Genomic DNA, 12810 nt, shown 5'->3' with positions numbered 1-12810 from the left:
CGTCGCGTTCCGAGGCGTCTGCGGTCGGCCGGAATACGATCCTTCTCCAAGCAGGCCGGTGAGACCGGGTGGTCTGCCGACTGAGACAGCGCATGCGTCTTTTAGACGAGGCGCCATTTCCAAACAGTCCACTGCGGATCTCGGCAATCAGCCGCGTGCGTCGCCTGTCGGCCCGGGCTCTCGCACAGCGCAAGCCTGGCCGTGCCAGTCTTGCCCCTGACGGGCTTTGATCCCTGACGCGGTGGGCGCTTGCACCTCTGCCGCCGCAAGGGAAGCTTCGCCGCGGACAAAAACCATTCCGATCCGTTTGTAACCGCGCCCTTGCGGCGCCAGGCCTTCGCGCCGGGCAAAGCTGTGGCCCTCTCGTATCGAAAGGCCAGAAACAAGGAGAAGACAATGGACAGGCAGAAGATCGAAGAACTGCGCGAGCGCGTGTCTTGCGGGGCCGTATTGGTGGATGCGGGGTTCGCCCTCGACGCCCGCGAGAGCTCCCGCCGCGCCGTCAAATTCCGCCGGCGCGGCGAGATCGTCATCGTCACCCATGGCGGGGCCGGCTGGTTTGATCCTCTTTCGGATGAAAAGGGGGACGTGTTTGCGCTTGCGGTCTTCCTGGAGAAGATTCCGTTCAATGCGTCGATCGCGCGTGTTGGCCGCCTCGCAGGAGTGGACCTCATGCCGGCCCCAAGACGGATCGGGGCACGCCCGGCCGTGCTATCCGTCGGGGATACATGGGAACGGCGGCCAAGGCTCTTCCGGCTGTCACCGGCCTGGCGCTATCTGCACGATACGCGCGCGCTGCCATGGCAGCTGCTGCGGCGCGTTGCCGAAACGGGCATCGTCAGGCAGGGCCCGCAGGGCAGTGCCTGGTTTGCCCACCACGACGAAGCAGGCACGCTATCCGGTTGGGAGGAACGCGGGCCGCAATGGCGCGGCTTTTCAACCGGTGGATCGAAGACTCTGTTTCGCCTCGGCGGTAAGGTTGCGACCCGCGTGTGCATTACCGAGGCGGCCATCGATGCCCTCAGTCTAGCCGCCCTTGAGGATATCCGACCCGACACGCTCTATGCCAGCACCGGGGGAGGGTGGTCGCCATCGACCGCCCGGGCCATCGAAACGATTGCGCTAAGAGCGATGCTGGTTGCCGCCACTGACGCCGACCCGCAAGGCGAGGCCTACGCCGATCGTTTAAGGCAGATCGCTGATCGCCTCGGCGGCGATTTCGTCCGGCTGAGACCAAACGCGATCGATTGGAACGAGGAACTAAAGGAAAGACGACAGGAGGAAGACCTGCCGCATGCGCGCGCTGCCGGGTCAAGGGTAAAGCTGCGCCCGGCGTACGGCGGCCCCTGACACGGCGCCCGCGAGGCGGCGAGCGGGGAGGGGTGATCAAAGGACTGAAGAGGAGGTCGATTGGCGTCCTTTCAGCCGCAACCCTCAAAAGGAGCAGCTCATGTCTCATCTTCAAAATATTTCGTCCGAACCGCGCAAGGTCCTCGAAGGCGTCGCCACGCGCCAGCAGATGTACTCCCTCTTTAACCGCCATGCCCAGGCGCCTGCCGACGGACACCGCGCGACCGGCGGCCGCTACATCGGCGAATGGTTCGAGGTCAGCGAGGGCGACCACGACCGTATGTTCGAAATCCTGCCGCCGCTCTTTTATCGCGGCGACACTTTCGCCATGTGCGAGTTCGTCGCCGCCCGCGTCGCTAGCGTCTTTTTTGCCTTGCGGCTGAACGGCGGTTTGCGGCACTTCCACGGCTATTGCGATCTTGCGGACCCATCATCGATCAACCAGATGCGCGCGGCGATCATCGCGCGGGAAAACGCGCCCACCCGATGCATGAGCCGCACCGAAAGGCTCGACCATATCTGGAGCACTGTTGGCACAGAGTTCCGCGCTTATGCAGATCTCCGCTTCACGCCGGCCTTCCTCGGCCGCCGGATCGTCATCGTCTATTCCGCGACGCAGGGAAAAATCTGGAAGCTGCTCGACGACCTGACCGATCTTGAGGTCGCCGCAAAGCTGCCCGTCCAGTTCCGGCACCTGCCTGAGATCGCAGCAGCCTGAACCTCTCCCAAGCCCTCATTTCATCCTCGCTCGAGCAGCTTTCCGGACAAGCCGGCTGTTCGGACGCGCCTTTCCGACACAGGAGCTTCCCATGGCACATGACGACCCCTTCACCCTTGACCTCTTTGGCAAAACATCGCTGTCTTCCGGTTTCGACATTGCCGGATCGGCCTTCTCGCCAGCCGTGGGTGGTGGCGAGGGCGCTGCAGAACCCACATGCCACCCACCAGCAAAGCCGGCTGCCACGCCAGAACAAGCCAAGGCCATCACGCGACCTAACGTCAATTTCCGGCTCCAAGGATCGCGCGGCCTCGCCAAGACCTGGCGGGAGCGGGCCCGCGACAATATCGCCGCCATCCGGCTTGCCAACGAGATCGAGCGCTCCAGCTTGCCGGCGCGTCCCGATCAGCAGGCAAGGCTGATCCGATTTACCGGCTTCGGTGCCTCCGATTTGGCCAACGGCATATTCCGGCGCCCGGGTGCTGCAACTTTCCGCGCCGGATGGGAGCAGCTTGGTGAAAGCCTGGAAGCCTCGGTCAATGCGGCCGACTATGCATCGCTTGCCCGCTGCACCCAATATGCACATTTCACGCCGGAATTCATTGTGCGGGCTATCTGGGCCGGGCTTGCGAAGTTGGGTTTTGACGGCGGCCGCATCCTCGAACCCGGAATCGGCACAGGGCTGTTTCCGGCGCTGATGCCGGAGGCAATCTCGGCGCGCAGCCACGTCACCGGGGTAGAGCTCGATCCAGTCACTGCCCGGATCGTGGGCCTGCTGCAGCCGCAGGCCAGAATACTCAACGGCGATTTCGCACAGACCGAGTTGCCGGCGTCTTTCGATCTGGCGATTGGCAATCCGCCGTTTTCGGATCGGACAGTGAGGAGTGATCCGGACTTCCGGTCCCTCGGTCTCCGGCTGCATGACTATTTCATAGCCAAGGCGATGGATCGGCTGAAGCCCGGAGGACTTGCTGCCTTCGTCACCTCGTCGGGCACGATGGACAAGGCAGCCGCCCGCGCTCGCGAATACATTGCCGGTATGGCCAATCTTGTCGGAGCATTTCGCCTGCCCGAGGGCAGTTTTCGGGCTGACGCCGGCACGGATGTGGTTGTTGATATCCTCTTCTTCCGAAAGCGTCATGCCGATGAGCAGGCCGGCAATGACAGCTGGATTGATCTTGCGGATGTTGGACTGGAGGGCGAGGGCGGTAGCGTCCGTATCAACAGATGGTTCGTCGATCATCCCGACATGGTGCTGGGGCGCCATGCGATCACCTCGGGACCTTTCGGCGAGACCTACACATGCCGGCCGATAGGTGGCGATCTCGAAACGATCTTGAACGATGCCATCGAAGGGCTTCCTGCGGACATCTATGACGGCGAGCCGTCCACCTTCGATTCCGAACTTGAGGATGAGGTGGCGGAAGCGATGGCCGAGCGGGCCGCCGACAGACAAGTTCGCGAAGGCAGCTATTTCATCGGTAAGGCGACAGCCTTGATGCAGGTCGTGGACGGCGTCGCTGTTCCGGTTAATGTCAGAAAGGGCAAGAGCACCGATGGCATTTTTGCCAAGCATGCACTCATTATCCGCAAGCTGATCCCGATCCGCGATGCGGTCCGGCTCATCCTCAAGCTTCAGGAACGCGACCGGCCATGGACCCAGGCGCAGGTCACGCTGCGCATCGCCTGGTCGAGCTTTGTGCGCGAGTTCGGGCCAATCAACTTTACCTCCGTCTCGACATCGGAGGACCCGGAAACCGGTGAGATCAGGGAGATCCATCGCCGGCCGAATCTTGCGCCTTTCCTCGACGATCCCGATTGCTGGCTGGTCGCCTCGATCGAAGACTACGATCTGGAAACCAACACCGCCAAGCCCGGGCCGATCTTCAGCGAGCGGGTGATCGCGTCGGCGCCGTCACCGGTGATCACCTCTGCGCTCGACGCGCTTGCCGTGGTTTTGAACGACAGAGGCCATGTCGATCCAGATCACATCGCCGAGCTGCTGCACCGCGACGTGGAGGGGGTGATCGAGGAATTGGGCGAGGCGATTTTCCGCGATCCGTCGGATGGTTCATGGCAGATGGCTGATGCCTACCTATCCGGCGCGGTCCGATCGAAGCTCACTTTTGCCCGAGCTGCCACCAAGCTCGATCCCGCCTTTGCGCGAAACGTGACGGCGCTGGAGCGCGTCCAACCTGCCGATCTCAGGCCCTCGGATATCACCGCACGGTTGGGCGCCCCTTGGATCCCCTCCGACGATGTCGTCGCGTTCGTCAGAGAGACGATGGAGGCAGAAATCTCTATCCATCATTTGCCGGAACTGGCGACCTGGACGGTCAATGCCCGGCAGCTGGAGTGGTCGGCGGCTGGTACCACGGACTGGGGAACGCACCGCCGCCATGCCGGCCAGCTTCTGTCCGACGCCTTGAACTCGTCCGTGCCGCAGATCTTCGACACGATCCGCGACGGCGAGACCGAGCGTCGGGTGCTGAACACCGCGGAGACGGAAGCGGCCAAGGAAAAGCTCTCCAAGATCAAGACGGCCTTCCAGTCATGGATCTGGTCCGACCCAGATCGGACCGGCCGGCTGGCGCGGGTCTATAACGACACGTTTAACAATATTGCGCCGCGATCCTTCAACGGCGATCATCTCCAACTTCCCGGCGCCTCTGGCGCCTTTTCTTTGTACGGCCATCAGAAGCGCGGCATTTGGCGGATCATTTCCGCCGGCGCCACCTATCTCGCGCATGCGGTTGGAGCAGGCAAGACACTGACCATGGCCGCCGCGATCATGGAACAGCGCCGGCTCGGGCTGATCAACAAGGCGATGCTGGTCGTGCCCGGGCATTGCCTGGCGCAGGCTGCCCGAGAGTTTCTGGCGCTCTATCCCAATGCCCGTATCCTGGTCGCCGACGAGACCAATTTCGTCAGGGAGAAGCGCCACCGCTTCCTGTCGCGGGCCGCGACCGCCAACTGGGATGCCATCATCATCACCCATTCCGCCTTTCGCTTCATTTCGGTGCCCTCGGTGTTTGAAGCGCAGATGATTCAGGACGAGTTGGAACTCTACGAGGAACTGCTCACCAAGGTCGAGCGAGATGACCGGCTGTCGCGCAAGCGCATCGAGCGCATGAAGGAAGGCCACAAGGAGCGCCTAGAAGCGCTCTCGACCCGCAAGGACGATCTACTGACCATCTCCGAGCTTGGCATCGATCAGATCATCGTCGACGAAGCGCAGGAGTTCCGCAAGCTGACCTTTGCCACCAACATGTCGACATTGCGCGGCGTCGATCCGAACGGCTCGCAGCGCGCCTGGGACCTGTTCGTCAAATCCAACTTCATTGAGACGAAGAACCCGGGCAGGGCGCTGGTGCTGGCCTCAGGTACGCCGATCACCAACACGCTTGGCGAAATGTTCTCAGTGCAGCGGATGATGGATCCGACAGCGCTCTCCGGGCGCGGTCTGCACGAGTTCGATGCCTGGGCCTCGACCTTCGGCGACACCGCCACCGAGCTCGAATTGCAGCCTTCGGGCAAGTATAAGCCGGTCACCCGGTTCAGCCAATTTGTCAACGTGCCGGAACTGATCGCCATGTTCCGCTCCTTTGCCGATGTCGTGCTGCCGGCCGATCTCAGAACCTATGTGAAGGTGCCGGAGATCTCCGGCGGCAAGCGCCAGATCGTCACCGCCGAGCCGACGCTGGCGTTCAAGGCTTACCAGAAGCAGTTGGACGCGCGGATCAAGGCAATCGAGATGCGCGACGGGCCGGCAAAGCCGGGTGACGACATCCTGCTTTCGGTGATAACGGACGGCCGCCATGCAGCCATCGATCTGCGGCTGGTGGATCAGGCCATGGGCAATGAGGCAGCAAACAAGCTGAATGCGCTTGTCAGGAACACCTATCGGATCTGGCAGGAGACGGGAAAGGCGGAATATCGCCGCAAGGACGGCAAGCCGTTTGACCGGCCGGGCGCCGGCCAGCTGATCTTCTCCGATCTGGGCACGATCTCGGTCGAAACCACGCGCGGCTTTTCCGCCTACAGATGGATCCGAGATGAGCTCGTTCGCCTGGGCATGCCGGCTTCCGAAATCGCGTTTATGCAGGATTACAAGAAGTCGGATGCCAAGCAGCGGCTGTTCAACGACTTCAATGCCGGCAAAGTCCGCTTGCTGATCGGTTCGTCCGAAACTATGGGCACTGGCGTCAATGTTCAGGCCCGATTGAAAGCTTTGCATCATCTCGACGTACCGTGGTTGCCATCGCAGATCGAGCAGCGCGAAGGCCGTATCGTTCGCCAGGGCAATCAGCATGACGAGGTGGATGTCTTTGCCTATGCGACGCTTGGGAGCCTCGACGCCACCATGTGGCAGAACAACGAGCGCAAGGCCCGGTTCATCGCGGCAGCCCTGTCCGGCGACACGAGTGTGCGTCGGCTGGAAGATATGGGGGAGGGACAGGCGAACCAGTTTGCTATGGCAAAGGCGATTGCGTCCGGCGACGAACGGCTGATGCAAAAGGCAGGACTCGAAGCGGAGATTGCCCGCCTTGACCGGTTGCGCGCCGCCCATATCGACGATCAGCATGCGATCCGGCGACAGATCCGCGAGGCCGAGCGCGAGATCGACACCTCGACGCAGCGGATTAAGGATACGGCCACCGACATCGAGCGGCTGATCCCGACATCCGGCGATGCCTTCATCATGCAAGTTGGCGGCGAAATATTCACCGAGCGCAAGCTAGCGGGCCGCGCACTGATGAAGGAGATCCTGACGCTGGTCCAGCTGCAGAGGCCAGGAGAGATGAGCATTGCAAGGATCGGTGGGTTCGAGCTCGCCTATCAGGGCGAACGGTTCGGCAAGGATGGCTACCGCTACGAGACCCTGCTTTGCCGCACCGGGGGGAACTACGAAATCGAGCTGTCCGTCACAACCGCACCGATTGGCGCTATCTCCCGGCTCGAGCACGCACTTGGCGGGTTCGAACACGAGCGCGAGAGCCATCGCAATCGTCTCTTCGATGCCAAGCGACGGCTCGCCTCCTATACTCCGCGTCTTGGGGACATCTTCTCGTTCGAAGCCGAGCTCGAACTCAAGCTGAGCCAACTGGACGAGATCGAAAGGGATCTTGCGGCGACCGCCGATGAATTAGGGGAGGATAGCCAGCAGGCCGCATGAATGGCGGCATCTTAGCCGTCACTTGAAACGGGGTCAGACGATGCACATCTAACGGTCATCACCCGTTTCGATGGTTTGCCTCACAGTGGCGATTGCCGCGCGTTCGAAGCTGTCCGGGTCAGAAAAGGCGCTCCCCGAAAGGGTCGAGCGCCTTTTCGTTTTGAGCCTTCCGGCGCTACTCGCCGAGTTTGTAGATCGCCGCGTTGTCCTGCAGTTCCCGCAGGCCCTTATATGAGGCATGCCGTAACTTGCCATCGTCGGTCCATGCTCGATATTCGATCTCGGCAATCAATGTCGGTTGAACAAAGACGACACCCTTTTTGTCGACCGCAACAGGAGCACGTTCGGTTTTCAGCGTGTCCAGCATCCGGCGCAGTTCGATAGCATCTTTCTCTTTGAAGCCGGTCCCGACCGAACCGACATGGACGAACGCGTCGCCCTGATGGGCCCCAAGCAACAGGCTGCCGATCCCGCCGCGTGCCGCAGCGGACGGCTCGTATCCGATAATCACAAAGCTTTCGCTCTGAATGCATTTGACCTTCAGCCAGTCGCCGAGCCGACCCGAGCGGTAGGTGCTGTCGCGGTGCTTGGCGATGATGCCCTCCAGCCCATGCGCGCAGGCCGCAGCCAGCAGCGCGTCTCCATCGGCTTCGACGTTCTGCGACAGGCGGATCGGCCCGTCGCCTTCATTGATCAAGTCTTCCAGCAGGTGCCGCCGCCCGGACAGCTCCATGCGGGTGAGGTCGTGACCGTCGAAATACAACAAGTCAAATGCGTAGAGGATCGCCTCGCCGGAGGCTTGTTTGCCGCCCCGACCTCCGAGCGAGCGCTGTAGCGCGCCGAAATCGGAACGGCCCTGCGCATCCAGAACCACGGCTTCTCCATCAAGGATGGCCGTGCCGACACTGATCGTGCGGGCCGCATCCGCGATCGCCGGAAACCGATCGGTCCAATCGTGTCCGCCGCGGGTGATGATCCGGACATCGTTCGGCCTGATATGGACCGCCACCCGGTATCCGTCCCATTTGACCTCGAAAAGCCAATCCGGCCCGCGCGGTGGTTTCGCCTTCAGGAGTGCCAGGCATGGTTCGATGCGATCGGGCATCGGGTCGAACGGCAATTGCGGCTGGGCCGGATCGCGCGGTCTGCGCGGGCGCGACCGGACCGGCGCTTCGGTTTTCCGCAAGAGCGGCTGGGATGGCTGGAGTGGCGGCTTTGTCATGCCTCGAGTTCACCAGCAATTGCTTAAAATGAGGTGACCCGGCCTCGTGGATGGATGAGGGGCGGCTGTCGGGGCAGGGAAGGGGAGGGCCTTAAGAAGGGATAGGAAGCGAGAACAGGAAAGGGAGGGGAAGGGAAGGGAAGGGAAGGGGAAGGGGCCACCATTCGCAGGACCGACCAGTGGCTGACGGTTCCCTCAATCGCCCCGATCGCCAGACCGGGCCCGCTCTCCGCGCAAGGCAAGTGTGCCTCGCTTGTTCGCAAGCCAGGTCCCCTCCGGCGCAGTTGCAGCCGCAGGACGGTCCTGCGGTTCGGGGGATGTCTTCGAGAAGAAGACGAGAGGGCAAGGACAGTCCGTCCGCCCGCCAACCGACAAAGGACCTTCCCATGGAACTGATGACAGTCGATCCGCGCAGCCTGAAGGACAATCCCGACAAAGCGCGCCAATCTAAATCCTCTCCGCAGTCCGATGCGCTACTTTGCGCCTCGATCAGAGCGATCGGCGTGGTGCAGCCACCAGTCGTCAAGCTCGATCCAGAAGGCGGCAACAGCTACATCATCGTCTTCGGTCACCGTCGCGCGGCTCAGGCCGTTGCCGCCGAGCTCACCGAAATCCCGGTCCTGGTTGCCGATCCCGGAGACGATCTCGGCGCCATGCAGTCGTTCGCGGAAAACATCGCCCGTGAACCGCTGAACCCAGTCGATCAATGGCGCGCGATCGAACGCCTGGTTGCTCTTGGCTGGACCGAGGAATCGATCGCGCTTGCTCTGGCTCTCCCGGCGCGACAGCTTCGCAAGCTGCGGCTGCTCGCCAATATCCTGCCCGCCATGCTCGATCACATGGCTCGCGGCGATATGCCGAATGAGCAGCAGCTGCGCACCATCGCCGCCGCCGGCCAGGACGAGCAGGCTGAGGTCTGGAAAAAGTACAAGCCGAAGAAGCAGGAGCCGCAGGTATCGTGGTGGGAGGTCGCCCGCGCACTGACCCGCACCCGGATGCTCGCCAAGCATGCCAGCTTCGGTGACGACCTCGCACAGGCCTATGGCATCACCTGGGTCGAGGACCTGTTTGCGCCGGCCGATGAGGACAGCCGCTATACGACCGATATCGAGGCGTTTCTCGGCGCCCAACAGGAGTGGCTGTCGAATAACCTGCCCAAGCGCGGTGCGATCATCGAGGCCAATGAATACGGCCAGGCCAAGCTGCCGGCCAAGGCGCAACAGGTCTACGGCAAGCCCGGCAAGGGCGATCTGACCGGCTGGTACATCAATGCCCGCGACGGGTCGGTGCAATCCGTGGCCTATCGCATGCCTGAAGCCAAGAAGCCGAAGGTGGTCAAGGATGCCGACGGTGTGGATACGGTCGTCGAAGACCTCGAAGCGCCCAAGGCCCGTCCCGACGTCACCCAGAAGGGTCTCGACATGGTCGGCGATCTGCGCACGGATGCCCTTCACGAGGCGCTTGCGCGTGCACCCATCGAGAATGACACACTGACGGCGCTGCTCGTCCTTGCTCTGACCGGCCAGAACGTCACGATCGCCAGCGGCGCATCCGACAATCCCTACGGTCATGCCAAATGCGCTCCACATGCGGTGCGGCTGGTCGATGAGGATGGCAAGCTCTCCTTCGATCGCGAAACCCTTGGCCAGGTCGCACGCTCGGTTCTGATCGAGGTCCTGTCGCTTCGCCGCAACCGATCCGATAGCGGAATGGTTGCCCGTATCGCCGGCGATGCCATCGGCGCTGATCAGTTTCTGACCAGCATGGCGAGCGAGGAGTTTCTCTCATGCCTGTCGCGCACGGCACTGGAGGCCGTCGCGGAAACCGCCGGGGTGGCTGGCCGCGTCAAGGTCAAGGACACCCGCGCCGCCGTGGTCGAACATTTCGCAGACGACCGCCTTGTTCTGCCGGCAGCAGCGATCGCGCCAGACGCCGCCGAGGTCTTGGCCTGGGCGAGCCGCTTCACGTCCGCGACATCCAACCTCGAGGAGGAGGATGACGAGACAGCCCCGGTGACAGAGGACGAGGCTCCGGCGTCTGACCGCAGCGGCGCCGACGGTGCCGACGATTTCCGCGAGGCGGCCGAATAACATCGCCACCCAATGTCCACCCTCTGCCGCCGGCTTGCCGGCGGCGTTTTCATTTCAATCCATGGACAGGAGCAGACAATGTCCGCAACATCTCCCCTTTATGGAAAAACCCGCGACGGACTATTCGCGGCTCTGGTTGGTGATCAGGCCTTCGCCATGGTCCCGTCTGAGCCCGGCTACCACCTCGTCAAGGCCTGGGCCCTGAAACGACCGATCGAGGATTGGACGATCGCCGATTTTCACGACCGGCGAACCGATCCCGTCGACGAGGCCGGCTTCCGGCGCACAGTCGAGGAATGGGCGACCCATGTCGCTCAGCTGGCTGATCTCAATCGCCGGACAGTCTCGGTTCGGACTTCGACGCCGTGGGGCCAATCGCAACACGCGGTGCTTTATGCTCCCGGCATCGTCGCCCACAGCACCGCAAGCCACGGCGGATTTGCGCTCTCGCCAGACCGTAACAGGCTCATTGCGCCGGGTTTGCGCACCGATGACGGTTTCTATGAGGAGGATTGCGCCTGGGTTGCTGTGGCGGCCACTTATCCCAACCTCTTTACCGATTTCGAGAAGCGCCAGGCCGACGACATCTTGCGCGATGTTTACCCGGAGGCATGGGAAGCAAGACACGGTCAGGTTCTCCAACCCGGCCAGTCCCGCGCCAAGGACCGCAGCCGCTTCGACCGCGACAACGCCAACCGATGGGTGGTGGTCTCGGCCATCCAGTCCAGGCAACATCCTGGCTTCGTTGAATGCATCGCCATGCTCGGTGGCAGGCGGTCGACCGGTTGCCGCGCACCGGCGGACGAACAACGGCGCTACCTGGTCGACGAGGCGCTCTACGACATCGGCGCGTTCGGCTTCGTCATCGACGAGGCGCGTGACCGGCGATATGCCGGACCGTCGAGCTTCGTCGGCTGGACCGAGGCGCGAGATGCCGAGGCGAACCGCAAAGGGCGCTCGGCCTGCCAGGACCGGCCAACGCCTGAGGCCGACGCAGATGAGAGCCGGCGACCGATGGAAGCGTCGGCTCCAGACGATGCTGGTGCAGGGCCGATTTGTCTTCCGAAGATCTTCATGCGTTGCGGCGGCGATAGCCTGGACCATGAAGCGCGTTTTGCAGGACGAGCCGGTCGAACCGCACTGAGATCTCGACCTGTGCGTAGGGAAACCGTCGGCGGACCGATCGTCTGCCGGTTGTTCGTGGACGCGGTCGAAAGCGTGGTGGCGGACATGCGCGACGCCGTGCGGTGTTTGGCCAAGAGGTCGAGCAGCTTCCGGCTCAGTCCTCGGGTTTGCTGCGGTCTGAACCGGTCGCGACCTGGTCAAAGGCCGCGTTCCGCGCCGCGTGGCGGCAGGAGCGACGCGCTCTTCTCAAGGCGGAGCCGCGTTTGCTGCAGCCCGCGCTGCGGCCCGCATCCCCCGCAACCCCACCCTGCTCGATCGCATCGCCCTGACCTTGGGCCAGGCCGCTTGCCCGGTTCGTGTCGACCGCACCCGAGGGGAAGTGCCGGAAAGCGGCAGACCCGGGCTTCGCTCAACCACGCACAAGGACATCGATCATGACATCGCTCAACCGCTCCTCCAAGACCGGCCCCGCCGCACAACGCGCCACCACCCTCGACATGGTCCGCCATGCCTGCCCCGACGCACCCCAGGCGAGCCGCATCTGCGAAAGCTTCGGCCTTGCCATCGTCGACAGCGACGGCATCCGCGAGCTTCACCGCAGCCAGCTCATCGACAGCGCCGACGCGCTGAAGGAAGGTCTCGCCGAAAAGGCCATGCAGATCCACATGCAGCGCATCGTCGGCTCCTTCGTCGGCTCGGCTCACGGCGCCGGGCAGTTCTACAGCCGGGCGGTCACCGAGGCGCGGGACCTGACCACCAAGCTCTCCAACGACGATCGCAACGAGGATCTCGACGGTCCCGTCGGCTTCGACAGCCGGGCGCAGCGCAAGCGCGAGTTCGCCGCCGACACGGGGCTGCAGGCCCACGTGCTGCGCATGGCCGCCGAAGGTGCCGTCTCGGCCTACGAAGATATCACCGGCGAAACCTGGAAACCCTATGAACGCACCGGTTCCACGGTCACGGCGCCGTCGATCGACCAGAAGGCCGCCTCGCTGCAGATGTCGGCTTTCGATTGAACCGAAGGGGCGTGAGCCCCTTCTTTCGTCCCGGTGAGCGGTCTAGCGTCGCCGGAGATGGACGTCGCAACGGCCAAGCCGTCCTCCACTTCGTTTCGGCCCGTCCGCAAAGG

7 protein-coding genes are annotated in these 12810 nt (G+C 63.0%); 6 read left to right on the top strand and 1 reads right to left on the bottom strand.

Annotated features, from left to right (window positions below):
- Window positions 1-249 precede the first annotated feature (249 nt).
- The 3 genes from J3O30_RS31920 to J3O30_RS31910 all read left to right on the top strand — a co-directional run bounded on the left by J3O30_RS31920 (window position 250) and on the right by J3O30_RS31910 (window position 7244).
- Window positions 250-1350 carry a DUF3991 and toprim domain-containing protein gene (locus J3O30_RS31920; RefSeq protein ID WP_246762923.1) on the top strand — a complete coding sequence of 367 codons (1101 nt, stop codon included), beginning with the start codon at window positions 250-252 and terminating at the stop codon, window positions 1348-1350.
- 100 nt (window positions 1351-1450) lie between these two features.
- A complete protein-coding gene (locus tag J3O30_RS31915; protein WP_207586066.1) occupies window positions 1451-2068 on the top strand; it encodes a DUF1419 domain-containing protein in 618 nt (205 codons plus the stop codon).
- Window positions 2069-2159: 91 nt separating this feature from the next.
- Window positions 2160-7244 carry a helicase-related protein gene (locus J3O30_RS31910; protein ID WP_207586065.1) on the top strand — a complete coding sequence of 1695 codons (5085 nt, stop codon included), beginning with the start codon at window positions 2160-2162 and terminating at the stop codon, window positions 7242-7244.
- Between the two features lie 175 nt (window positions 7245-7419).
- On the opposite strand, the gene ligD is transcribed toward J3O30_RS31910, so the two are convergent.
- Complete coding sequence (gene ligD / locus J3O30_RS31905) at window positions 7420-8466, bottom strand: non-homologous end-joining DNA ligase (protein WP_207586064.1); 1047 nt, start codon at window positions 8464-8466, stop codon at window positions 7420-7422.
- Between the two features lie 386 nt (window positions 8467-8852).
- Between ligD and J3O30_RS31900 the strand changes: the two genes are divergently transcribed.
- The 3 genes from J3O30_RS31900 to J3O30_RS31890 all read left to right on the top strand — a co-directional run bounded on the left by J3O30_RS31900 (window position 8853) and on the right by J3O30_RS31890 (window position 12697).
- Complete coding sequence (locus tag J3O30_RS31900; RefSeq protein ID WP_207586063.1) at window positions 8853-10556, top strand: ParB/RepB/Spo0J family partition protein; 1704 nt, start codon at window positions 8853-8855, stop codon at window positions 10554-10556.
- 78 nt (window positions 10557-10634) lie between these two features.
- Complete coding sequence (locus tag J3O30_RS33795; RefSeq protein ID WP_311043804.1) at window positions 10635-12119, top strand: hypothetical protein; 1485 nt, start codon at window positions 10635-10637, stop codon at window positions 12117-12119.
- A complete protein-coding gene (locus J3O30_RS31890; protein ID WP_207586062.1) occupies window positions 12116-12697 on the top strand; it encodes a hypothetical protein in 582 nt (193 codons plus the stop codon). The genes J3O30_RS33795 and J3O30_RS31890 overlap by 4 nt, the downstream gene beginning before the upstream one ends.
- The last annotated feature ends 113 nt before the right edge of the window (window positions 12698-12810 follow it).

This window comes from Rhizobium sp. NZLR1 (assembly GCF_017357385.1).
Classification (GTDB): domain Bacteria; phylum Pseudomonadota; class Alphaproteobacteria; order Rhizobiales; family Rhizobiaceae; genus Rhizobium.
Note: the sequence above shows the minus strand (reverse complement) of the source record. Positions and strands in the feature narration are given on the sequence as shown.